Here is a 24,187-nt window from a genome sequence, read left to right as displayed (position 1 = left end):
CCGCTCGCGATGGCTTTACATCCACTACCCACTCCCACGACGCCCACGCCGACGATCGTCACCGAACTCACCCGGCTCGGCGTCGAGGTCGACGCTTCGTCGCGTCGTCGTGCCGAATACTCCTACGACGCATCCAATTACCGGGTTCAGCCAGTGGCAGTTACCTTCCCCCGCGACGCCGCCGAGGTAGCTCGGATCGCAGCCTGCTGCCATCACCTCGGGACGCCCCTCACCGCACGCGGTGGCGGAACATCGATGGCGGGCAACGCTATCGGCGACGGTGTCATCCTCGACTTCTCGCGCTGCATGACGCGTATCCACCACATCGACGACGAAGCGTCGACCGCCCACGTCGACCCGGGCGTCGTGCTCACACACCTTGCCGCGGCCGCGCGCAACGCCACCGGCGGCCGCCTGACCTTCGCACCCGACCCGTCGTCGGCGTCGCGCGCCACCATCGGTGGGGCGATCGGTAACGACGCGTGTGGAAATCACTCGGTGCGCCACGGCCGCACCACCGACCACGTCGAGGCACTCGATCTCGTCACCGCTGACGGATTACGATTGACCGCAACGAGATCGGGCATCGAACCGACACTGCCGAATGATCCGGCAGCGACCGCGCGAGCAGCCGAACTCACCCGCGAACTCACCGACCTCACCACACGCAACCTCGCAGCCTTCCGCACCCAACTCGAACAGATTCCCCGCCAGGTGTCGGGATACCATCTGGCACATCTGTTGCCGGAGAACGGATTCGATGTCGCACGCGCACTCGTGGGCAGCGAAGGCACGTGCGCGATCGTCGTCGGCGCCACGGTCCGACTGGTCGCGGCTCCGACATCTCAGTTGCTCGTCTGCGTCGGCTACCGATCTGTCGCCGACGCCGCCCGCGACGTTCCCGACATCCTCCCGTTCGCGCCGTCGGCCATTGAGGGCATCGACCGCGGCATCGTCGCCACCATGGCCGCCCGGCGCGGACCCGACACCGTCGCGGGCCTCCCCGACGGCGACTCCTGGCTCTTCATCGACCTCGACAATGCGAGCGCCGCAGCGCAATCCGAATCCGACGTTCCCGCCACCGCGAAACGCCTGATCGAACGCCTACGCACACGAGGGCGCATGGTCGACGCCGCGTTCGTCGACGACGAGACCCGACGCCGCGGGCTGTGGCGAGTCCGCGAGGACGGTGCCGGCCTGTCCGCGCGCCTCGTCGATCCGGAGAGCGATGCTCCGACGACGCACGAGTCGTGGCCCGGCTGGGAAGACGCCGCCGTAGCGCCAGAACGTCTCGCCGATTACCTGCAGGACTTCACCGCACTCCTCGACGAATTCGACCTCACCGGCGTGCTGTACGGGCACTTCGGCGCGGGCTGCATGCACGTGCGGATCACCTTCGACCTGCGCACCGAGCAGGGTCGGGCGGTGATGTCGCGGTTCTGCACGCGTGCCGCCGAACTGGTTGTTGCTCATGGCGGTTCGCTGTCGGGTGAGCACGGCGACGGTCGCGCCCGATCAGCCCTGCTGCCGCTGATGTACTCCACCGAGATGCTGCGCGCCTTTGACGACTTCCGGCGGATCTGGGACCCCTCCGGTGTCCTCAACCCGGGCAACATCGTCGACCCCGCACCCATCACCGCCGACCTCGCACTCGCCGACGTTCCGAACCGACCGTGGCACTCCACCGAGCACCCCTCCGAACACGCCGGGCTCGATCCGTTCATCCACGCCGTGCAGGGCTGCATCGGTGTCGGTCGCTGTCGCACCACCAGTGGCGGGGTGATGTGCCCGAGCTATCGCGCGACCCGCGACGAGAAGGACTCGACGCGCGGCCGGGCACGCGTCCTACAAGACATGGTCCGTACCGCACCCAGCGTCGAATCCGGTTGGCAGTCAGCCGATGTCGCCGACGCACTCGACCTCTGCCTGTCGTGCAAGGCATGTTCGAGCGACTGCCCCACCGGCGTCGACATGGCGTCACTGAAGTCCGAGTTCCTCTCCCATCACTACCGACGCCGGCTACGACCCCTCTCGCACTACTCCCTCGGCTGGATGCCCGCGTGGCTTCCCGTCGCGACCTCCGTTGCACCACTGCTGAATCGAGTTCTGCAAGCTCCACTCGCCCGACGCCTCGCCGCTCGCGCAGGCGGCCTCGACGCTCGACGCTCCATGCCCCGCTTCACCACTCGCAGCGACAGACGCGCGGCACTCAGCACACTCAACCAACCAGCCGACGCCGACGTCGTGCTGATCGTCGACACCTTCACCAAGGCATTCCGCCCGCACGTGGCAACCGCCGCGGCACGCGTACTGGCCGCCAGCGGCGACACCGTCGCCACCCGCGCCGACGTGTGTTGCGGCCTGACCTGGATCTCGACCGGTCAGCTCGATCACGCCCGAAAGGTACTGGCCCGCACTGCTGATCAACTCGACGACGGCACCGACCGCCCCCTCATCGTCGCCGAACCCAGTTGCGCGGCCGCACTGCGCACGGACCTACCAGAACTGATCACCACGCCCGCCGCACATCGTGTCGCCGCGCGAGTGACGAGCTTCGCCGCCTACCTGCCCACACTCGTCGACGCGGGGCTGCAGGTCCCGGACCTCCCCGAATCGGTCACGGTCCAAACCCACTGCCACGAGTACGCGGCCTTCGGTGCGCACGCCTCGACGGCCGCACTGGCGTCGCTCGGCGTCGAGGTCACCACGGCCGACGGATGCTGCGGCGTCGCAGGCAACTTCGGCTTCGAGAAGGGCCACTACGAGGTCAGCGTCGCGGTGGCCGAGAACGCCCTCGCGCCCGCGCTCCGAGCCGCGCCGGAAACCCCGGTCATCACCGACGGGTTCAGCTGCGCGATGAGCGTCGACCACCTGACCGCCACCGACCCCCTCATCAACGCCCACGGGCAGCACCTCGCCGAACTGCTCGCACAGGCGCTGCCCCTTGCACAAGAACTACCCCGCGCACAGCCATCACCAGAGGAAGGACTCCGATGACACTTCTCGTCGACACAACCTGGACACCCGCGGCCTCGCAACGTCGCTTCGACGTGGAGAATCCGGCGACCGGCGAGGTCATCACGTCGGTCCCGGACGGCAACGCCGACGACGCGCTCGACGCCCTCCGTCGTGCCGCCGACGCCCAATCCGACTGGGCAGCAACCAGTCCCCGCTCACGCAGCGAGATCCTCTACCGCGCATACGAACTCATCACCGCGCGGACCGACGAGTTCGCGACCCTGATGACCACCGAGATGGGCAAGCCGTACCCCGAAGCGCGCGGGGAGGTTGCCTACGGCGCCGAGTTCTTCCGCTGGTTCGCCGAGGAGGCCGTACGCATCGGCGGCGACCACTTCCTCACCCCGGACGGCAACAACCGCGTCGTCGTCCGGCATCGTCCCGTCGGCCCGTGCATCCTGATCACGCCGTGGAACTTCCCATTGGCGATGGGAACACGCAAGATCGGCCCCGCGATCGCCGCGGGCTGCACCATGGTCTTCAAGCCCGCAGAGCTGACACCGTTGACCTCGCTACTCCTCGCCGACGTACTCCGCGAGGCAGGTCTGCCCGACGGCGTCCTGAACGTGGTCACCACAAGCGATCCCGGTGACGTCGTCGGCGCGTGGATGTCGTCGGGCCTCGCCCGCAAGGTCAGCTTCACCGGCTCCACCGCGGTGGGAAAGCTGTTGCTACGCCAGGCCGCCGACACGGTGATGCGCACCTCCATGGAGCTCGGCGGCAACGCACCCTTCATCGTCTGCGACGACGCCGATCTCGACACCGCGCTCGACGCCGTGATGGTCGCGAAGATGCGCAACATGGGACAGGCATGCACTGCGGCCAATCGCATCTTCGTGCATCGTGACGTCATGGACGAGTTCGCAAGCGGTCTCACGCAACGCATGTCAACACTCACCGTCGGCGACGGGATGTCCGAAGGCACCCAGGTCGGCCCCCTCGTCGAACGCAAAGCCGTCGACAAGGTCGAAGAGCTCGTCGACGACGCCGTTCGACGCGGAGCATGGCTTCAGTGCGGCGGCACCCGTCCCGACGGCCCCGGCCACTTCTACCCGCCGACGGTCCTCACCGACGTACACCCCGAATCCGCTCTCATGAGCACCGAGATCTTCGGTCCCGTCGCGGCTCTGATCCCGTTCGGCGGCTCAGGAATCGAGGCCGACGACACCGTGGTCGCAGCCGCGAACAGCACGCCCGCCGGCCTTGTCGGATACGTCTGCAGCCGCGACGCCGAGCGGCTCGACGCCATCTCGTCGAGCCTCGCGGTGGGTATGGTCGGGGTCAACACGGGTCTGGTCTCCAACCCCGCGGCCCCGTTCGGGGGGATCAAGGAGTCGGGCCTCGGCCGCGAGGGCGGACGTCTCGGCATCGAGGAGTTCCTCGACGTCACCTACACGTCCACCCCGATCCGACGGAGGCGATAGGTGTATCTCGGCGCCCAACTCTTCACCGACAGCGAGTACCGACAGCGGTTGACCCGCGTGCGCGAACTGATGGATCTGCAAGGACTTTCGGCGATCATCGTCACCGACCCCGCGAACATCTTCTACCTCATCGGGTACAACGCGTGGTCGTTCTACACCCCGCAGATGCTGTTCGTCCCCATCGACGGAGAGATGCTGTTCTTCGCCCGCGAGATGGACGCACATGGCGCACACCGCACCACCTGGCTACCCGACGAGCAGATCGTCGGCTATCCCGAGAGCTACGTACACCGCCCGCACGTGCATCCGTTCGACTGGGTCGCGTGGGCGCTGCGGCAACGTCACCAGGTCGCACCGGCGTCGAAGGGCGGCTCCGTTGGACTCGAGATGGACTCACACTTCTTCTCGCCCAAGGCGTATCGCGCACTGCACAACGCCATCCCCGAGTGGAAGCTCGTCGACAACTTCGAACTCGTCAACTGGGTACGCTCGGTGAAATCCGACGCCGAGGTGCAGCTCATGCGACAGGCCGGCATGGTGTGTTCAGAGGCGATGCGGGCTGCCATCGAGACCATCGATGTCGGTGTGCGGCAATGTGATGCGGCAGCAGCGATCTCACAGGCACAGATCACCGGCACCGACCAGTTCGGCGGCGACTATCCCGCGATTGTGCCGATGATGCCGACCGGTGCCGCCGCCGACACTCCCCATTTGACTTGGCACCAGGGCACTTTCACCCCCGACGAGGCCGTCGTCGTCGAATTGTCCGGTGCGCACAACCGGTATCACTGTCCCCTCGCCCGCACCGTGGCGCTGAGCGCACCGTCGAAGGATCTCGACTATGTCGCGGGCGCAACGGCAGAGGGCCTCAACAACGTCCTCGACGCGATCAAACCCGGCGTCGCCACGCGTGAGCTCGCGTCGACCTGGAACTGGACTCTCGCCAAGTACGGTCTCGAAAAGCCCTCTCGCCTCGGCTATTCCATCGGTATCGGTTATCCGCCGGATTGGGGTGAGCGCACCATCAGCATCCGCACCGAGGACGAAACCATCCTCGAAACCAACATGACGTTCCACATCGTCTGCGGAATGTGGATGGACGACTACGGTTTCGAGCTCTCCGAGTCGGTACGAGTCAGCCCGACGGGCGTCGAAACCTTCACCGCGTTCCCACGGGAACTGATCAGGAAATGAGGTGTCAGCAGTGACCACCATGAACTACACGCTCCCCCTTGCCGGACGCGCGAAGGATCTCGTCGGCTCGATGATCGATTCGTCGACGTCCCTGCTGGCCTCGCAAACGCACGACATCGTGCGCTTCGCGATGGGCTCACCCGCGGACGAGGCCGTCCCCGCCGCGGAGTTCCGGCAGATCGCCGGTGAGATCCTCGACAACTCGTCGTTCACCTACGGCGCCACCGAGGGCGAACCGCGGCTGCTGCAACTTCTCGTCGACTACCTCGCCACCACACCCGACCCGTCGAGCCTCGATCGCCTCGTCATCACCACCGGCGGCATGCAGGGCCTCGACCTCGCGTCCAAACTGTTCGTCGACCCGGGCGACCTCGTCGTCGTCGAATCACCGACGTACACCAACGGCAGTGCCACTGCGCTGTCGTACGGCGCGCAGCTTCTCGAAGTGCCCGTCGACGACGACGGCATGCAGGTCGACACCCTCGAAGACCTCGTCTCCCGCACCCGACGCACCCCCAAGGCGATCTACACGATCCCGACGTTCCAGAACCCGTCGGGCGTCACCCTCTCCGAGGAACGTCGACGCGAGCTGCTGCGGCTGGCGCACGAGTGGGGCTCGGTCATCATCGACGACGACCCGTACGGTCTCCTGCGCTTCTCCGGCGACGACGTCCCGACGTTCCAGACCCTGTCGCCGCACGATCCGCTGATCTTCTCGGTGCGGACGTTCTCCAAGATCCTCGCGCCGGGCTGGCGGGTCGGATGGGTCGACGCCGACCCGTCGCTGCGCCAACTGCTCATCAACGGCAAACAGGCGATGGACACCTGCACCAACGTGCCCAACCAGCACATCGTCGCCGAATACATCGCGCGCGGCGGACTCGAGGATCACCTCGCCGGCCTGCGGGTTCTCTACCGCGAACGCAGGGACGCAATGCTCGATTCGGTGGAGCGCCATTTCGGCGACCGCGTGTCGACGACGCACCCCGAGGGCGGCTTCTTCCTTTGGCTGACCCTGCGCGGCGAGTTCGCCGAGATCGACACCCGCGAACTGTTCGAGACCGCTCTCGCCGACGGCGTCGCGTTCATCCCCGGCCCCGCGCTGTCGCCGACCGGCCGGTTCCGCAACGCCCTGCGTCTGTGCTTCGCATCGAGCACGCCCGAGCGCATCGACGAGGGAATTCGACGTCTCGCCGGAAGCTGCGAGAGGATGTCTGCGAGAGGGTGACACAGAACAGCTGAGGTCGGCTTGGCAGTTGACGTTGGCACTGCCTAGCCGACGACCACGAAGGGAATCCCTGTGACGGTGAGCGAGTCCGACGCGGTGGTGGCCCGGATCCGTCCGGACGAGATCGTCGCGCTCACCAGAGCTCTGGTCGACGCCCCGAGTGAGAACCCCGGCGGCACCGAGGCTCAGGCTGTCGCCGTTCTCGAAAACGCTTGCCGCGATGCTGGTTTCACCGTCACCACCCATGAGGTGACGCCCGGCCGACCCAACCTCATCGCGACGCTACCCGGCGGCGACGGGCCAGGACTGATGTTCCTCGGACACTCCGACGTCGTCCCGGCCGGACCTGGCTGGACCGGTGATCCCTACCGCACCCGGTTGTCCGACGGCGTGCTGACCGGGCGCGGCACCGTCGACATGAAGGGCGGATTGGCCTCGGTCGTCGAGGCGATGTCGGCGTTGGCGCCGCTGGCCGCGCAGGGACGACTCTCCGGTCCGGTGCAGTTGGTCTGCACCGTCGACGAGGAGGAACACGGCGCGGGCGTCCGCGACCTGGTGGCCCGCGCCGACACCTCCCGCGACTTCATCGGTTGCGTCGTCGCCGAACCCACCGATCTGGTCGTCGTCCGCGGGTGTCGCGGGGCGTCGTATCTGGAAATCGACATCCGGGGCAAGGCCGCCCACTCCGGTCGCCCCGACGACGGCCGCAGCGCGATCTACGCGGCAGCGTCGATCATCGACATCATCCGGGCCGACCACGAGGCGATGACCGCGGGCGCCGCAGGTCTTCTCGGCTCGGGTACGTGGAACGTGGGGACGATGAGCGGCGGGCAAGGCATTTCCGTTGTCGCCCCGATGGCGGCACTCGGCGTCGACCGCAGACTGATGCCAGATGAGAGTGCGGATGCCATCGCCGAATGGCTGCGCGGCCGCATCGCCGCCGCAGGCATCGAGTCCGACGGCATCGAGGTCGACGTCGCGGTCACCATGGAGATGCCTGGCTTCGAGACTCCTGCCGACCACACACTGGTCACCGCAACCGTCGACGCGCTGAACTCACTCGACGCCCAGACGTCCGTCGGCGGCTGGACCGCGGCGTGCGACGGCGGTTTCGTCAGTCGCGACCTCGGCATCCCGGCGATCGTCTGCGGTCCGGGCAACATCAACACCCAGGCCCATCAGCCCGACGAATCCGTCGCGGTCGACGATCTGGTCACTGCCGCACGGGCTTACGCGTTGGTGGCGCTGGAACTGCTCGGCTGACGCCGCCCGCCCCGAGCACAGCGCGCACCGTCGAACGCACCCGCGCGTCGACCTCAGCCGGAGAGCCTTCGGGGAACTTTCCGCCGAGGTACAAGAACGCCAGCCCGTGCACCAGCGCCCACATCGCGGTCGCAACCTCTTCCGGCTCGGACGTCGAAACCGTTGCGGCGACAACGGTATTCAAATACTCATGGATCGCCTCGACGGCCTCGACCCGATCCGGGCTCGTCGGGTCGCACCGCTCGGCGAACATCGCGCGGAACAACCCCGACCGCTCCAACGCGAACCGCACGTACGCGACGGCGATGTCGGCTACATCGTCGACGCTCGCCGGCGACTCGCTCGCCGCTCTCAGCCGCGCAGTCAGCTCGCGATAGCCCACCGCAGCAACGCTCGAGACCAATGCCTCACGGTCGGCGAAGTGCCGGTAGGGCGCCGCGGGTGAGACGCCCGCGCGCCGTGCGACAGCGCGCAACGACAACTCGGCAGAGCGGTCCTCGTTGAGCAACTCGATCGCCGACTGCACCAGCGCTGCGGCGAGATCACCGTGGTGATACGACTCGGGCCTCGACATATGCGACATCTTATCGCTGGTTGAGCCGCCGGAGACCGTCAGCACTGCACGTGGGAGCCGGTATCAGCGCGTGACGGTACGCGCCTGGTCAGCGCGAAGTCACCGCCGTGGAGCTCTCCGGAACCGTGATGTCCTCGGTCCGCTCGGGAATCTCGGTGCCGCGCAACGACGCTCCGGCCGTCTCCTTCAAGAAGATCAGCGCCACCATGCCGATCGCACACGCGCCCATCATGTAGACGGCGGGAAACAGGTTCCAGCCCGTGTCGTTGACCACCGCTTCGTTGACGAGCGGTGCGGTACCGCCGAACGCGGCGGTCGCCACGTTGTAGGAGATTGCGAAGCCCGCGTAGCGCACCTGAGTGGGGAACATCGCCGGGAACGTCGCGGAGATGGTCGAGAGCTGAGGCACGTAGAACAGTCCCAGGATCACGAATCCCACTATCGCCCAAGCGAATCCCTTACCCATCAACCAGTAGAGCGGTATTGCGAATACGAAGAGTCCGATGAGCGAGAACCACCACATCGGTTTACGCCCGGTCTTGTCCGACGCCGCTCCGAAGAACGGGATCACCACCATCATCGCGAGCTGACCGATGAGCACCACCGTTGAACCCGACGACTCCGACAGCCCGATCGTCTCCTTCAGGTACGTCGGCTGATACGCCAGCAGCGTGTAATTCGCGACGTTGAGTGCGATCACCATGCCGAACATGATCAGGATCGGCTTCCAATAGTTGCTCAGCAGATCCTTGAAGCGGGTGTAGGCGCTTCCGGTGATCTCGTCGCGCTTGTCCAGCTCCTGGAACACCGGGGTGTCTTCCAGCTGCGATCGCAGATACAGACCGATCAACCCGAGCGGCAGCGCAATCAGGAACGGAATTCGCCAGCCCCACGTCTGCATCTGCTCGTCGGAGAGCAACAGCTCGAGGAACAGAACGATCGCGGTGCCCGCGCTGAACCCGGCGAGTGTGCCGAACTCCAGCAGCGATCCGTACTTGCCGCGCTTGTTGTCCGGCGCATACTCGGCCATGAACGTCGCAGCACCGCCGTATTCGCCGCCGGTGGAGAAGCCCTGAATCACGCGCAGCGCTATCAACAGAATCGGCGCCCAGATCCCGGCGACGGCGTGTGTCGGAAGGACACCGATCAGCGCAGTGGCACCGGCGATCAATAGAATCGTCATGGCCAGCACGGACTTTCGTCCGATCCGGTCACCAATGGGACCCCAAATCATGCCGCCCAACGGGCGTAGGACGAATGAGATCGCGAACCCGAGCATGGTGCCTATCGAGCCGAGCGACCCCGGGAAGAATGCTTGCGTGAGGTAGGTGGCGGTCGCGGCGTAGACGCCGTAGTCGTACCACTCTGTTGCGTTGCCGATCGCCGACGCGCCAATTGCTTTGCGGAGTAGAGCTTTTCCTTCTCGCGACTCGGGGTCGGGTGCGAGATCCTCATAGGTTGCCGAGGAGTTTGCCGTAGCCATCTGTGCCTTCCTGGGTGGACTCGGGGCCAGTGTGTCTTCGCGCTGACTCACATCGGTGGGCGGTGATCAGTACACGTCGTCTAGAGCAGTCGGCGGAGACCGTCTCTCATGTGTTCGATCATCAGCTCGTCGGCCGCCTTCGCATCTCCAGCCGCGATGGCGTCCACCAATGCCTGGTGTTCGTCGGTACGTTCCTTTCCCGAGGAATACGTTCCCCGCATCGCGCGTAGACACATCTTCGTTTCCACGAGGATCGTGCTGTGCAAGCGCGACAATCGTTGACTCCGCGCGTACTCCACCAAAGTCTGATGGAACCGCATATCCGCTTCGGCCATGTCTTCGCCGTTCGGATCGTCGATATGACGACGCATCAACGCAACCACGTCGGTGAGAGCTTGCACCGCCGCAGGGTCGCCGTGTTCGATCACCTGCTCTATTGCCGCACGTTCAACGGCCGTCCGGGCGATGTACATGTCCCGGATGTCGTCGTCATCCATCGAAACGACGAACAAGCCTCGGTTGCGGTGACTCACCAGCAACCCTTCTGCAGTCAGGCGTTGCATCGCCTCTCGCAGTGGCCCCCGACTCACTCCCAGGTCTGCTGCGAGACCCGCTTCGGTCAATTGTGAACCGGACGGAAAGTTACCGTTCGCAATCGCATCGTGCAACTTTCTGGCGATGATCGCAGGTGTCGACTCCTGCTCGATCGGTTCGAGAACCCTACGGCGACCCTCCGATCGAGCTCGCTCCATTGTCATCGTGACCATCCTCTTCTTCGTACTCTATGCACGCGCAAATGTCAGGGTTTCGCCGCGAGCGCCGCCCATCCAGATGTCGTTGCATGCTGCGGCGAACTCGACGAGACCATCGGTGATGGTGGCGAACACATTTCCGGGAACCCATCCGACATCCCCGTTGACCAGCAAGTTGTTTCGACCATAGAAGACTGCAAGGTCGATGAGCAGTGAGTGTTCCGACGGCGCGGCGTCGGATTCGTAACCGTAAGCGGGATTGTCCAATACACCGTCGAAGGTGAAATAGCAAAGGTCGCCCGGTATCGGTGTGACCGTCGTGTTCTCCGGTCCCGGTTCATGCGCCGCGAACGCGGGCGCCAACGTGTAGATCTCGTTGCGCGCAAACTTGCCGTGAAAGACCTGACCCCCCAACGGCAAAGCGTCCCACACCGCGGCGGCGGTGCGCGGCGCCTCGGCGTCGAGCAGTCTCGCCCGGGCGCTGACATCGCGCGATGTGAGGCTGACGATGATAAAGCGATCGGTCACGAGCCATCTCGACTTTCGTTGAGGTGAGCAGACTTTCGTCGAAAGTCTGCATCTGCGAGCGTGCCGACGTTCGCGACCGACTCGTATGCCGCGGCCACGCGCAGCACTGTCGCGTCGTCGTGGCGTGCTCCCACGATCTGAATGCCAGTGGGCAGCAACGGGTCCTGCGCAAACCCGCTCGGCACCGTGATCGCAGGTTGACCGGTGAGATTGAACGGATAGCTGTACGGCGTCCACGACGTCCAGTCCTGCGACGACGAACCTGCAGGCACGTCGACGCCCGCCTCGAATGCGACGGACGGCATCGACGGTGTCACCAGAACGTCGTAGTCCTCGTGCAGTGCACCCATCTGTGTGCCCATTGCCATTCGCAGCGCAGTGGCATCCACATAGTCGGCCGCACTGAAGTCGTGGTGACGTTCCAGTGCCGCAAGCAGTTTCGGGTCGACGCGATCCCGCAGGGCAGGGTCCAGAGCCCCGACCACCGCGGCCGCTCCCGCGAACCACACCGTGTGGTACGCCCAGACCGGATCGTCCCACCCGATGTCGACCTCGTCGACCGTGGCTCCGAGGTCGCGTAGAACGCCGACCGCAGCCTCAGTATTCGACTGCACCGCAGCATCATTGACGCCATAGCCGAGATCGGGACTGTAAGCGACGCGGACGCCATCCAAACCCCGCGCGCCCGCGATGATCTCCGGGGCGACAGGTTGCGGCGTCGGCCCCGCCGACCAGTCACGCGAATCGAAACCACTGATGACGTCGAGCAACAACGCGCAGTCGACGACGCTGCGCGTCATCGGTCCGACGTGTGCCACCGGCGCGAACGGACTCGGCGGATACATCGGCACCCGGCCGAGCGTCGGCTTGAGTCCGACAACTCCGCAGAACGCAGCCGGAATACGAATCGAGCCGCCACCGTCGGTGCCGACCGACAGCGGCCCGAGTCCCGCCGCGAGGGCAGCGGCGCTACCTCCGCTCGAACCGCCCGACGTCCGATCGGTCGACCACGGATTGCGCGTGATGCCGGTCCGGGGACTGTCGGTCACGCCTTTCCAGCCGAACTCAGGCGTCGTGACCTTGCCGAGCGGCACGGCTCCCGCCTCGCGCAGTCGTGCCACCGCTGGCGCGTCGACGTCGGATCGTTGTGTGTCAGGGCTCAGCGTCAACGAGCCGCGCAGCGTCGGCCACCCCTCGGTGAGCAGGAGATCCTTGATCGACACCGGCACGCCGTCGAGCGGACCGATGGGAGTCGACGCGGCGTAGCGAGCCGCCGATTGGCGTGCGGCAGCCATCGTCGTATCAGGGTCAACGACGCAGAAGGCGTTGATCTCGACGTTCACCTGCGGGATGGTGTCCAGTAGCTCGGCAGCGACGTCGACAGGGCTCAGCAAACCACTGCGGTAGGCGTCACCGAGCTCCGACGCCGACATCGTGCGCACTGAGTCCTGCATGGTCACCTCCGGTTCCGATACGGTGAGAACAACAATTGTTTGATTGTTGACAATCTAGTCGGGAGGTCAACCCGTGACAACCGCTATCACCGCGGTCCTCTACCCGGGACACGCGGCCGAGGACGACTACCAGCTCATCGAGGACGCACTCGGCCCGTCGATTCGCCTGCCCGTGGTGATCACCGAAATCGACTCCGACGATCACACCGTCGGCGCCATGCGGGCTGTCGGCGAGTCCGACCGACTACTCGACGGCGCACAGCGCGCACGCACACACGACCCCGCAGCGTTGATGTGGGCGTGCACCTCGGGCAGCTTCCTCTACGGGTGGGAGGGCGCACAACGGCAGGCCGCGCAGTTGTCCGAGGTTGCGGGACTACCCGCATCGTCGACGTCGCTCGCGTTTGCCGAGGCGTGCAGAGCGCTCGGGATCGACGCGGTCGCGGTCGCGGCGAGCTATCCGAGCGACGTCGCCGCGGGATTCACGACGTTCCTCGCCGGCGCGGATATCGAGGTGGTCGGTATCCGCGCCAACGACATTCTGACCGCGACCGACGCCGGGTTCATCGACGGCGACACCCTGTTCGACATGGTTGTCACCGCCGATCAGCCTGCGGCGCAAGCCATCCTGATTCCCGACACCGCACTACACACGGCAACCTGGATCAACGACCTCGAGGCGCAGGTGGGTAAACCGGTCCTCACCGCGAACCAGGTGACCGCCTGGGAGGGTGCGCGGCTGGCGGGCGCAACCCCGCACTCCGACAAGCTGGGCGCGTTGTTCAGTCAGACGCCGCTTGTTCAGGCTCCGCGCCTCCAGACCCAGCCTGCTCAGGTGCCGAGTGTCCCCGTACGAAGCGATACCCCATCCCGGCCTCGGTGAGCAGATGCACCGGATGCGCCGGGTCGTCTTCGAGTTTGCGGCGCAGACTGGCCAGGTACACGCGCAGATAGTTGGTCTGGTTGAGGTACTTGGGACCCCACACGGTACTCAGGATGTCCTTCTGCCCCACCAGTTTTCCCTCGTTGCGCACGAGCAGTTCGAGAATCCCCCACTCGGTCGGCGTCAGGTGGATCTGCTCACTGTGGCGCGACACCTGCTTCGCACTGAGGTCGACCACGAAGTCTCCCGCGTCGACAACCGGCACCTCCGACGCATCCGGCGCAGCGACTCCACGACGCACTGCTGCACGCAGTCTCGCCAAGAACTCGTCCATCCCAAAGGGTTTCGTGACGTAATCGTCGGCGCCCGCGTCGAGCGCAGCCACCTTGTCGACCGATTCGCCGCGCGCCGACAACACGATGACCGGCACGTTGGTCCACCCGCGCAATCCCTCCAGAACCGTGAAGCCGTCGATGTCGGGAAGCCCGAGGTCGAGGACAACCACCTGCGGGTTGACCTTGGCTGCCGCGGTCAGCGCCGCGGTTCCCGTCGACGCCGTCGTGACAGCGAAGCCACGGGCGCTCAGATTGATTCGTAAGGCCCGCAACAACTGTGGTTCGTCGTCGACAACCAGAACTCGGATTCCGTCGGTCATGACTCGTCGTCCTCCGCCGGAAGTGAAACGACCATCGTGGTGCCGCCGCCCGGTGTCTCCTCTACACCGAGCGTGCCACCGATCGCGGCGGTAAACCCCTGCGCTACAGACAGACCCAGCCCGACGCCCCCGTCGGCACCGTTGCGGTCGCCACCCTGAACGAAGGCGTCGAAGATCTGCCCGCGTCTGTCGGCGGGAATCCCGGAGCCGTGGTCGATCACACGAATGACGGTACGCGGCACACCGTCGTCGTCGGTCTCGGACTCTGCCGCGACCTCGACACCGGCGCCACCTCCCCCACCGTGGCGCACCGCGTTGTCGATCAGGTTGGCCAGGACGCGTTCGAGCAGTCCACCGTCGGTGTATGCCCACATCGCGTGGAAGGTGAAAGCGATCTCCGGGATGGGCCCACCGACCCAGCTCACCGCGGTCGCTGCACGGTGCACCACCTCGACGAGGTAGGTGCGCGCCAGTCTCGGCCGCACGGCACCTGCCGCGAGCCTCGACGAGTCGAGCAGATTTCCGACAAGCGCCGACAGGTGGTCGACCGACTCGTCGATTGTCTCGAGGAGTTCTGAGGTGTCCTCCGGGCTGAATGTCACGTCGCCCGCACGCAGGCTCGACACCGCGGCTTTCGCGCCGGCCAACGGTGTGCGCAGATCGTGGCTCACCGCGGACAGCAGTGCGCGACGCATCTCGTCGGTCTGGGCGAGTGCACGTGCCTCGGACGCCTCGCGTTCGAGTCGACGACGCTGCACCGCGCCGGCGGCCTGGATCGCCACCGAGGTGAGTACCCGTCGATCCCGACCGCCGAGTTTCGGCCCGCGCAACAGCAATTCGTATTCACCGCCGGGGACCGGGCAGACCGTGTCGGCGTCTTCGGCGCGCTGCGGCGGGTCGTCGCCGACGGCGGCGTCGACGACGCGTCGACCATCTTCTTTGTGCACCACCGACACCGCGGCCTGGTCGTAGGTCTCACGCACGCGCTGCAGCAGTGCCGACACGTCAGCCCCGCCAAGCACGGCGTCGGAGAACAACGCCAACAACTCGGCGTCACGGCTTGCCAGGCTGGCTTGTCGACGCCTGTTCGCAGCCGAATCGACCAGTGCGGCAACCGCTATCGCGATCACCAGCATGACAAGGATGGTGATGAGATTGTCGGGCTCGTTGATGGTGAACGTGAACCGTGGGTTGGTGAAGAAGTAGTTGAGCAGCAGGCCGGCCACCACCGCCGACAATGCCGCAGGCCCGATGCCGCCCAGCAGCGAGACCGCGAGCACCGTCACGAAGAACAACGCCGACTCGCTGGCGAACCCCAACCAACGGTCCAGGACGGCGAGTATGACCGTCATGATCACCGGCACCACGACCGCCGCGACCCAGCTCAACGGACGATGGAAGCGCGTGTCGCGAATGTCGAGCCGGTTTCGACGACGCGTCTCGTCGTGGGTGACCATGTGGACGTCGATCTTCCCGCTGTGCGCAACGACATTCGCGCCGACGCCCTCGTCGAAGAGTCGTTGCCAGCGCGGGCGGCGCGACGTACCCAGCACCAACTGCGTCGCGTTGACGCCGCGTGCGAAGTCGAGGAGCGTCGACGGGATGTCGTCGCCGACGACGGTGTGGATTCGCGTGCCGAACCCTTCGGCCAACTCGTGCAGCCGGGACAGTTCGGCAGCGGGCGTCCCGACGAGTCCGTCTCCGCGGATCACATGCACCACAACCAGTTCCGCGCTCGACCGTGACGCAATGCGACTCGCTCGACGCATAAGGGTCGCGGATTCGGGTCCACCGGTGATCGCGACCACCACGCGCTCGCGTGCTTCCCACGTGTCGGTGATCGCGTGCGCCGCGCGGTAGTCGGCGAGATTGTCGTCGACGCGGTCGGCGAGCCACAGTAGTGCCAATTCGCGCAGTGCCGTCAGATTTCCCTGGCGGAAGTAGTTCGAGAGCGCCCCGTCGATGCGTCCGGCCGGGTACACCTTGCCCGCACTGAGTCGTTGACGTAGCGCCTGCGGGGCTATGTCGACCAACTCGATCTCGTCAGCGGCACGCACCACGGCGTCGGGAACGGTCTCGCGCTGGATGACACCGGTGATCTGGGCGACGACGTCGTTCAGACTCTCCAGATGCTGCACGTTGACCGTTGTCAGCACGTCGATGCCCGCGTCGCGCAACTCCTCGATGTCTTGCCAGCGCTTGGCGTTTCGCGATCCGGGAGCATTCGTGTGCGCCAGTTCGTCGACGAGTGCGACGCGTGGGGCACGCGCCAGCACGGCGTCGAGATCCATCTCGTCGAGGACGGCCCCGCGATACACCTCCTCGCGGCGCGGAATCTCCTCGAGACCATCGGTGAGAGCCGCGGTTGCCGAGCGCCCGTGCGACTCGACAACCGCGATCACCACATCTACACCCTCGTCGGCGAGACCTCGTGCATGCGAAAGCATTTCGTAGGTCTTGCCGACTCCGGGCGCACACCCGAGGAAGACTTCGAGTCGTCCCCGGGTGTCAGCACCTGAACCCATGGAACTGAGTCTAATCAGCGCGACCGGCGATCACTTGCACACCGTGTGACCCAGCGCGAGGTTCACCTCGAGCACATTGACGCGCTGCTGCCCCAGGAATCCGAACTGCCGACCCGACGTGTGAGCGTCGACGATCTCGCGGACGGCAGCCTGCGACTTTCCGCTGTTCCGGGCGATCCGCGAGATCTGGATCGCTGCGTATTCGGGGCTGATCTGCGGGTCGAGGCCCGAGCCGGAACCCGTCACGGCGTCCGCGGGCACCGCCGACGGTGCGACGCCCTCACGCTCGCCGATCAACGCGCGGCGGGCGGTGATGTTGTGCGCGAGCGTCTCGCTGTTGGGGCCCTGATTGCTCGCGGCCGAGGCCGACGGATCGCCGGTGGCCATCGGATCGTCGGCCGAGCCGAGCACCCGCGCGTGCAGATAGCTGTCGGGAGTCCCAGCAGGTGCCTTCGGATCGACCCCGATCAGCGACGACCCGGCGTTACAGCCCGTGGCGTCGGTCATCTGCGACCCCTCTGCTGAGTTCGACCCGATGCGCGATGCCGCCCAGACAACCGTCGGATAGGCGACGCCGAGGATCACTGTCAGCGCCACGAGCATCGCGAACGCGACGGCACACTGCCGGAGGAATCCGGACGTGATGGTGTTCATGCTGCGATTACCCCATTCCCGGGAGGAAGCGGACGACGAGATCGATGAGCCAGATCCCCACGAACGGGGTGATCACGCCTCCGACGCCGTAGACGAGTAGGTTGCGCCCCAACAACTTCGACGCCGAGCTGGGTCGGTACCGCACACCACGCAGCGAGAGCGGGATCAACGCGACGATGATGAGCGCGTTGAACACCACCGCCGACACGATCGCCGACTGTGCCGAGTGCAGCCGCATGATGTTGAGCGTGTCGAGCTGCGGATAGATGCTCACGAACATCGCAGGCAGGATCGCGAAGTACTTCGCGAGGTCGTTGGCCAGCGAGAACGTGGTCAGTGCGCCGCGAGTGATCAACAGCTGCTTGCCGATGGCCACGATGTCGATGAGCTTGGTCGGGTCGGAGTCGAGGTCGACCATGTTGCCGGCTTCCTTCGCCGCCGACGTTCCCGAGTTCATCGCCACACCGACGTCGGCCTGCGCGAGCGCGGGGGCGTCGTTGGTGCCGTCACCGGTCATCGCGACCAGTCGTCCACCTGACTGCTCGGCACGGATCAGTGCCAGCTTGTCCTCCGGTGTCGCCTCGGCGACGAAGTGGTCGACGCCTGCTTCGGCGGCGATCGCCTTCGCGGTGAGCGGGTTGTCGCCGGTAACCATGACCGTGCGGATACCCATCTCACGCAATTGCGCAAAGCGTTCTGTCATACCGGGTTTCACGACGTCCGACAGCTGGATCACACCCAGCACACGCGGCGTTTCGTCGTTGACGGCGACGACCAGCGGCGTACCTCCGCCGTTCGAGATCTCGGCGACCCGTTCGGTCACCTCGACAGGCATGTCGCCACCGAGCTTCGTCACCCAGCGTGCGACCGCATCGGCGGCACCCTTGCGGTACTCGACGACAGGGCCGGGACCCGTGCGTACATCGATACCGCTCATACGCGTCTCCGCGGTGAAGGGCACGACCTCGAACTCGGGATGCTCGTGACCACGCGTCGCGGCAAGCGCTTCCGCGTCGGCGGGCACCACATCATGCTCGTCCAAACACAATTCGACGATGCTGCGTCCCTCGGGAGTGTCGTCGGCGAGACTGCAGCGGTAAGACACCTCGGCGAGCTCGGCCGTCGAGGTACCCGGGCCGGGGAAGATCTCGGTGGCTCGACGATTACCGAAGGTGATGGTGCCGGTCTTGTCGAGCAGCAGGGTGTCGATGTCGCCCGCGGCCTCCACCGCGCGGCCCGACATGGCGAGCACGTTGCGCTGCACGAGCCGGTCCATGCCCGCGATACCGATCGAGCTGAGTAGCGCACCGATCGTCGTCGGGATCAGGCAGACGAGCAGCGCGATCAGCTTGATCGCATCGGGGCTCTGGCCCGCATACTGCTGCATCGGACCGACCGCGACCACCGCGAGCAGGAAGATCAACGTCAGGCTCGCGAGCAGGATGTCAAGTGCGATCTCGTTGGGCGTCTTCTTGCGCGACGCACCCTCGACGAGCGCGATCATCCGATCGACGAAGCTCTCTCCGGGCGCGGCGGTGATCTTGACGACGATCCGGTCGCTGAGAACCACCGTGCCGCCCGTCACCGCGCAGCGGTCGCCGCCGGACTCACGCACCACCGGAGCGGACTCGCCGGTGATGGCCGACTCGTCGACCGTCGCGATGCCGTCGACGACGTCGCCGTCGCCCGCGATCACCTCACCGGCCTCGACGACGATCAGATCGCCGACCCGCAGGGCCGTTCCCGAGACCTGAGAGATCGAACCGCTCTCGTCGAGTCGACGAGCCAAGCTGTCGCGCTTCACCTTTCGCAGTGAATCGGCCTGTGCCCGACCGCGGCCCTCCGCGACGGCCTCGGCCAAATTCGCGAAGAGCACGGTGAACCACAGCCACGCCGCGATCAGCCATGCGAACCACGACGGCCGCCAGATCGCGAGCACCGTGGTCACGATCGACCCGATGTACACGACGAACATGACCGGATTGCGCGCCTGGTCGCGCGGGTTGAGTTTCCGCAGTGCCTGCGGAACCGACGTGATGAGCTGACGAGGATCGAACGAGCCGCGCGAGACCAGTTGTGTCTCTTCACGCTGTTCGACCGTCGCCTCCTCGGGTGTCACATCGGATTCGATGGTGTTGACGCTCACAGAAGTGCCTCCGCGATGGGTCCCAGCGCCATGGCCGGGAAGAAGGTGAGACCGGCGACGAGAAGGATCGTGCCGAGTAGCAGTACGCCGAACAGAACTCCGTGCGTGGGCAGATTGGCCTCGGCGCGCACGGCCTCCTGCCGCTCGAGGACGGCAACCACCCCGCCGCTACCGCTGGTCGAGCTGTCTTCGCTGGTAGAGCTGTCTTCGCTGGTCGAGTCGCTACCGCTGGTCGAGCTTGTCGAGACCACCCCACCGCCAGTCGAGCCCTCACCGCCAGCCGAGCTCCCACCGCTGGTCGAGCTCCCACCGCTGGTCGAGCCTGTCGAGACCACCCCGCGCGGGCGTTGGCGGCTGAGCAGCCCCGCGAGCGCGAGCACGAACACGATCGGCAAGAACCGGCCGAGCAGCATCGCCATTCCGAGCGACGTCTGGAACCAGTCACTGGTGACCGTCAGCCCACCGAACGCGCTGCCGTTGTTGTTCGCGGCCGACGCATACGCGTAGATCACCTCGGAGAAGCCGTGGATCGATCCCGGAGTCCCCGGGTCGCCACTGTTGCCCTGGGCGTCGAGCGTCGAACCCATCGCAACGCTGACACCGACGCCGACCAGCACCAGAGCGGGCATGACCAACACGTATAGCGCCGCCATGGTGATCTCGTTCTGGCCGATCTTCTTTCCGAGGAACTCCGGCGAGCGTCCGACGAGTAGACCGCCGACGAACACCGTGACCACAGCCATCATCAGGATTCCGTAGAGTCCGGTGCCGACGCCGCCGGGCGCGACCTCACCGAGAAGCATGTTCCAGATCACCGCTCCACCACCACCGGCAGAGAGGCTGTCGTGGGCGGCATTGACTGCGCCCGTTGACGTTCCGGTTGTCGAGACGGCGAACAACGCACTTCCGGGAATACCGAAACGCTGTTCTTTGCCCTCCATCATCGCGCCGGCAGCCTGAGCGGCGAGACCGTTGGTGTGCGATTCGAAACTCCACACGATCGCGAGCATCACGCCCCAGATCGCCGCCATCACGCCGAGCAGCGTGAGGCCCTGGCGTCGATCGCGCACCAGCGTGCCGTAGGTACGTGTCAGGCAGATCGGAATGATCAGGATCGCAAGGATTTCCACGACGTTGCTGAACGGCGTCGGATTCTCGAACGGATGCGCCGAGTTCGCCGACAGCGTGCCGCCGCCGTTGGTTCCGAGTTCCTTGATCGCCTCCTGAGAAGCGAACGGCCCCACCATGCTTCGAGCAGGATCGCCCGACATCGTCGTGAAGCCGAAGCCGCTGTGCCACGACTGCACCACGCCCTGAGTCAGCAGCAGGATCGCGACGATCACGCTGAGCGGCAGGAGAATACGCACGCATGTGCGCGTCAGATCGACCCAGAAGTTGCCGATCAGGCCGTCGCCGCGTCGGTTCACCAATCCTCTGATGAGCGCGACGGCCACAGCCATGCCGACGGCGGCAGACACGAAGTTCTGCACAGCGAGTCCGAGCATCTGGGAAAGGTTGCTCATCACCACTTCTGGCGAATACGACTGCCAGTTGGTGTTGGTGACAAACGAGATCGCGGTGTTGAACGCCGTCGCCGGATTGACACCTGCCTTGCCGTCCGACCAGGGCAGCACGCCCTGTAGCCGCTGCAGCAGATAGAGGAACAGAAACGAGATCAGCGAAAAGGCCAGTACCGCAACCACGTAGCCGACCCACGTCTGTTCGCGTCGGGCGTCGACGCGAGCCAACGAGTAGATCGCGCGCTCGGGCAGCAGGTCGCGAGTGCTGCGGTACACGCGGGCCATGTAGTCGCCCAGCGGCACGTAGACGACTGCGAGAACCAGGACGACGAACGCCACCTGGAGCGCCCCCGCAAGGGATGAATTCACGTTCAGAACCTTTCCGGCTTGATCAGCGCGATCATGAGGTAGATCGCTGTCGCCGCCGACAGGACCAGCAGAACCACGTTCAACACTCCGTCTGCAGTCATCGGCCGATCCTCGCGTCGACGCCCCGGACCACCAGGACGCATATCGCGAAGCCGATCAACGCGGCGAGTACATAAAGCACATCGGCCACTTGTCACACTCCTTGGCTGGGCATGCCGAACGTCGAGCTGGCGAACGGCGCACCACAGCTTCTGTCTAATTCGTCTGTGTTGGAAGACCTCTTAACGTGTTCCATACGCGGCGCCGGGGTTTGTTGACGCAACCTTCGCGCCAACCGACTCAGCCGTGCAGCGGGCCTCGTCAAAGGCGCGTCAAAGGCGCGTCAAGATCTGCGCTCACGGCGTCGAGAAGTCGTGAGGAATACGCTCTCCCGCGCGTGTAGGAGTTAGAACCGATCACATGAACGAGTCAGGATCGTCGCGCTGGGGATACGTCCAGGTCGGCTACGCGCGCCATTGGGTCTGCCATCGCATCGTCGTGTATCCGCCCGGCACCAGCGAGGACGACGCGCGCTGGCTGCGCGTGTGGCGGGCACTACCCTTCGTCGCGATCGCGACGGTGTTGACCGCAGCGTTGATCGCGTCGTGGATGGGTCGCTCCGGGCTTGCCGGAATGCTGAGTGGAATGGTTGTCGCGTTCGCGACGGTTGTGGTCGTGGGGCAGCGGACCCACCTGGTGCGCACGCAGACACGCACAATGGAGGCGTGGACGGGTTACGGAACGGACGCCACCGCCCGAGCTACCCAGCGGAGTATCTGCGAACTCGGCGCTGCCCTGCGCGACGCCGATGGTCGTCTCGCTTCAGGTGCGATCAGCCCCGTCGAACACGAAATGGTGTGGGCCCGTTGCTATCACGAGATTCCCGCTGCCCGGCGGCGTCGACTCAGCGCGGTGTGATCGCGATGCCGATCGTCCCATCCTTGCCACGACGGATCAGGCTTGCCTTGACGAGACCCCAGCCGACGATGCCGTACTTTTTCGAGATCGCGCTGCGCACGCGATCGGTACCGGCGGCGTCGAGGATCGTCGCGGTTCCGTCCACCGGTTGACCCTCGAGCTTCTTTCCGCGGGCATCACACGCCTGGACGACGACGTGCGGGTCGCGTCGAATCCGCTTGACCTTCCACGAGCCGGTCTCTGTCCACATCAGCAGCGACTCGCCGTCGTAGGCCGCCCACAGAGGCGACGACACCGGCGTCCCGTCTTTGCGAAAAGTGGTCAGCTGCACGTACTTTGCATCGGTCGCAGCGTCGAAGGGCTTATCGGTGGCCATACCCAACCCTACTTCGCTCAACCCGATATCGGAGTCGCTCACGCGGCGCGTGCGAACAGCGACTGGTCGGCAGCAGGTACCGCGTAGGAGTGAGTGATCCCCGGCGACAGCACGCCGGCGTCGACGAGCGTCGCCCACGCGGTCACCTGGTTGGCCGAGAGCACCGGTTTGCCGAGTTCGGCTTCGAGTGCGCCGAGGACGTCGTAGGTCCAGAGGTTGGTGCAGGACACGAAGATCGCGTCGGCGTCTGGATGGTCGGCGCCACGGATCAGATCGGCCGTGACCGAATACGGAATGGTCCAGATGTCGTGGTCACGACCAAGTCCGGCCTGCGCCACCACGCTGCGTCCGGCTTGCGCGAGAAAGTCACACAGCAACCCGGTGAGCGCATTCGTATAGGGCGTCGCCACGGCGATCCGACTGATTCCCAACGCATCCAACGCGCGTAACAGCGCTTCCGACGTCGTGACCGCACGCTGCGCACCGGCACCCAACATGCAGTTGGAGAGTTCGACGGCCCCGGAGATGCCGTAGACAAAGCTGCCCGACGCACACGCGTACGCGTATGCACTGGGCCGAACGGCCGATATCGCGCGCACCGCCGCCGCGATCTCGGCGTGGTTGTTCAGGTCCTTGCACATGTCGACGTCGACCGGGGCGTCGATGAATCCGGTCCGAGTGAAGTGCAGCGAGACGCCGTCGGGCATCCAGCGCCACAGCTCGCGGTCGAGAGCCATATCGAACGGGCAGACGATCCCGATGCCAACCTGCTCGCCGGGGCCATCACCCCACCCGAATTCGTACTCCATGCAGGCATGATGACACATTGTCGGATTGTTGACAGTTCGAGCGCGCAAGTCACGTACCTGCGGATCCGCGGTCTGGGTAGCGATGTTCCACAGCCGTTCTCCGACGTGTCCGAATTGTCGTACCCGCCCTGTAGCGTTGTTGTCAGATCGAACACACAAGCGATCACCGACACGCGGAGAAAAAGGGGGTGGCCATGACCGACATCATCGACGACCACGTCCCGGCTTCGCCATTTTCGAACTCGCCGCTCTCGTTCACCGCCGCTGACCTCGACACCATCGGCCACCTCTCCGGTGCCGAACTCAACGACGTCGCCCGCACCACCCAACGGCTGGCACGCCAAGCCGAAGCACGCACCGCGCTCATGGCCTTCC

Annotated in this window: 20 protein-coding genes and 1 pseudogene; 8 read left to right on the top strand and 13 right to left on the bottom strand. The window is 65.6% G+C overall.

Features of this window, described 5'->3' with window-relative positions:
• Nucleotides 1–9: 9 nt before the first annotated feature.
• From A5785_RS15540 to A5785_RS15520, 5 genes are all read left to right on the top strand, one after another.
• Nucleotides 10–2,997 carry an FAD-binding and (Fe-S)-binding domain-containing protein gene (locus A5785_RS15540; protein ID WP_064867369.1) on the top strand — a complete coding sequence of 996 codons (2,988 nt, stop codon included), beginning with the start codon at nt 10–12 and terminating at the stop codon, nt 2,995–2,997.
• Nucleotides 2,994–4,442: an NAD-dependent succinate-semialdehyde dehydrogenase gene (locus A5785_RS15535; RefSeq protein WP_064867367.1), complete on the top strand. Its 1,449-nt coding sequence runs from the start codon at nt 2,994–2,996 to the stop codon at nt 4,440–4,442. Before A5785_RS15540 ends, A5785_RS15535 begins: the two co-directional genes overlap by 4 nt.
• Complete coding sequence (locus A5785_RS15530) at nt 4,443–5,636, top strand: M24 family metallopeptidase (protein WP_049699995.1); 1,194 nt, start codon at nt 4,443–4,445, stop codon at nt 5,634–5,636.
• Between the two features lie 19 nt (nt 5,637–5,655).
• Nucleotides 5,656–6,864, top strand: a complete 1,209-nt coding sequence (locus A5785_RS15525) for an aminotransferase-like domain-containing protein (protein ID WP_064867435.1) — start codon at nt 5,656–5,658, stop codon at nt 6,862–6,864.
• Nucleotides 6,865–6,936: 72 nt separating this feature from the next.
• Nucleotides 6,937–8,127 carry a M20 family metallopeptidase gene (locus A5785_RS15520; RefSeq protein WP_064867365.1) on the top strand — a complete coding sequence of 397 codons (1,191 nt, stop codon included), beginning with the start codon at nt 6,937–6,939 and terminating at the stop codon, nt 8,125–8,127.
• Here the strand turns inward: A5785_RS15520 and A5785_RS15515 are convergent.
• From A5785_RS15515 to A5785_RS15495, 5 genes are all read right to left on the bottom strand, one after another.
• Nucleotides 8,078–8,701: a TetR/AcrR family transcriptional regulator gene (locus A5785_RS15515; protein ID WP_082937788.1), complete on the bottom strand. Its 624-nt coding sequence runs from the start codon at nt 8,699–8,701 to the stop codon at nt 8,078–8,080. The genes A5785_RS15520 and A5785_RS15515 overlap by 50 nt on opposite strands.
• Before the next feature lie 88 nt (nt 8,702–8,789).
• Nucleotides 8,790–10,184: an MFS transporter gene (locus A5785_RS15510; RefSeq protein WP_049700116.1), complete on the bottom strand. Its 1,395-nt coding sequence runs from the start codon at nt 10,182–10,184 to the stop codon at nt 8,790–8,792.
• 80 nt (nt 10,185–10,264) lie between these two features.
• Nucleotides 10,265–10,951 carry a GntR family transcriptional regulator gene (locus A5785_RS15505; RefSeq protein WP_064867363.1) on the bottom strand — a complete coding sequence of 229 codons (687 nt, stop codon included), beginning with the start codon at nt 10,949–10,951 and terminating at the stop codon, nt 10,265–10,267.
• 15 nt (nt 10,952–10,966) lie between these two features.
• Nucleotides 10,967–11,464, bottom strand: coding sequence for a DUF3830 family protein (locus A5785_RS15500; RefSeq protein WP_049699999.1), 498 nt, complete (start codon nt 11,462–11,464; stop codon nt 10,967–10,969).
• Entirely contained in the window at nt 11,461–12,918 is a 1,458-nt protein-coding gene (locus A5785_RS15495; RefSeq protein ID WP_064867431.1) for an amidase, read from the bottom strand. The genes A5785_RS15500 and A5785_RS15495 overlap by 4 nt, the downstream gene beginning before the upstream one ends.
• 73 nt (nt 12,919–12,991) lie before the next feature.
• Between A5785_RS15495 and A5785_RS15490 the strand changes: the two genes are divergently transcribed.
• The gene (locus tag A5785_RS15490; protein ID WP_064867361.1) at nt 12,992–13,801 is read left to right on the top strand and encodes a maleate cis-trans isomerase family protein; all 810 of its coding nucleotides are present in this window, start codon (nt 12,992–12,994) and stop codon (nt 13,799–13,801) included.
• Here A5785_RS15490 and A5785_RS15485 read toward each other — a convergent pair.
• From A5785_RS15485 to kdpF, 6 genes are read right to left on the bottom strand one after another with little or no spacing between them, the layout of a single operon-like run.
• Nucleotides 13,701–14,456 (bottom strand): response regulator, encoded by a 756-nt coding sequence (locus tag A5785_RS15485; protein ID WP_064867359.1) that lies wholly within the window; start codon nt 14,454–14,456, stop codon nt 13,701–13,703. The genes A5785_RS15490 and A5785_RS15485 overlap by 101 nt on opposite strands.
• Complete coding sequence (locus tag A5785_RS15480) at nt 14,453–16,981, bottom strand: sensor histidine kinase (protein ID WP_064867357.1); 2,529 nt, start codon at nt 16,979–16,981, stop codon at nt 14,453–14,455. Before A5785_RS15480 ends, A5785_RS15485 begins: the two co-directional genes overlap by 4 nt.
• A 30-nt stretch (nt 16,982–17,011) precedes the next feature.
• Nucleotides 17,012–17,635: a potassium-transporting ATPase subunit C gene (locus A5785_RS15475; protein ID WP_064867355.1), complete on the bottom strand. Its 624-nt coding sequence runs from the start codon at nt 17,633–17,635 to the stop codon at nt 17,012–17,014.
• A gap of 7 nt (nt 17,636–17,642) precedes the next feature.
• The gene (kdpB, locus tag A5785_RS15470) at nt 17,643–19,754 is read right to left on the bottom strand and encodes a potassium-transporting ATPase subunit KdpB (protein ID WP_231894035.1); all 2,112 of its coding nucleotides are present in this window, start codon (nt 19,752–19,754) and stop codon (nt 17,643–17,645) included.
• Nucleotides 19,755–19,777: 23 nt separating this feature from the next.
• Nucleotides 19,778–21,670, bottom strand: coding sequence for a potassium-transporting ATPase subunit KdpA (gene kdpA, locus A5785_RS15465; protein WP_064867351.1), 1,893 nt, complete (start codon nt 21,668–21,670; stop codon nt 19,778–19,780).
• Between the two features lie 2 nt (nt 21,671–21,672).
• Nucleotides 21,673–21,771 (bottom strand): K(+)-transporting ATPase subunit F, encoded by a 99-nt coding sequence (gene kdpF, locus A5785_RS15460; protein WP_064861331.1) that lies wholly within the window; start codon nt 21,769–21,771, stop codon nt 21,673–21,675.
• Nucleotides 21,772–22,129: 358 nt separating this feature from the next.
• On the opposite strand from kdpF, the gene A5785_RS15455 reads away from it, so the two are divergent.
• The gene (locus A5785_RS15455) at nt 22,130–22,627 is read left to right on the top strand and encodes a DUF6611 family protein (RefSeq protein WP_064867349.1); all 498 of its coding nucleotides are present in this window, start codon (nt 22,130–22,132) and stop codon (nt 22,625–22,627) included.
• On the opposite strand, the gene A5785_RS15450 is transcribed toward A5785_RS15455, so the two are convergent.
• Nucleotides 22,614–23,003, bottom strand: coding sequence for a PPOX class F420-dependent oxidoreductase (locus A5785_RS15450; RefSeq protein ID WP_064867347.1), 390 nt, complete (start codon nt 23,001–23,003; stop codon nt 22,614–22,616). The two genes, A5785_RS15455 and A5785_RS15450, sit on opposite strands and share 14 nt — an antisense overlap.
• Before the next feature lie 38 nt (nt 23,004–23,041).
• A complete protein-coding gene (locus A5785_RS15445) occupies nt 23,042–23,812 on the bottom strand; it encodes a maleate cis-trans isomerase family protein (protein WP_064867345.1) in 771 nt (256 codons plus the stop codon).
• Between the two features lie 194 nt (nt 23,813–24,006).
• On the opposite strand from A5785_RS15445, the pseudogene A5785_RS15440 reads away from it, so the two are divergent.
• Nucleotides 24,007–24,187: pseudogene (locus A5785_RS15440) on the top strand (HNH endonuclease); the annotation flags it as partial.

This window comes from Gordonia sp. 852002-50395_SCH5434458 (genome assembly GCF_001665905.1).
Classification (GTDB): domain Bacteria; phylum Actinomycetota; class Actinomycetes; order Mycobacteriales; family Mycobacteriaceae; genus Gordonia; species Gordonia jacobaea.
Note: the sequence above shows the minus strand (reverse complement) of the source record. Positions and strands in the feature narration are given on the sequence as shown.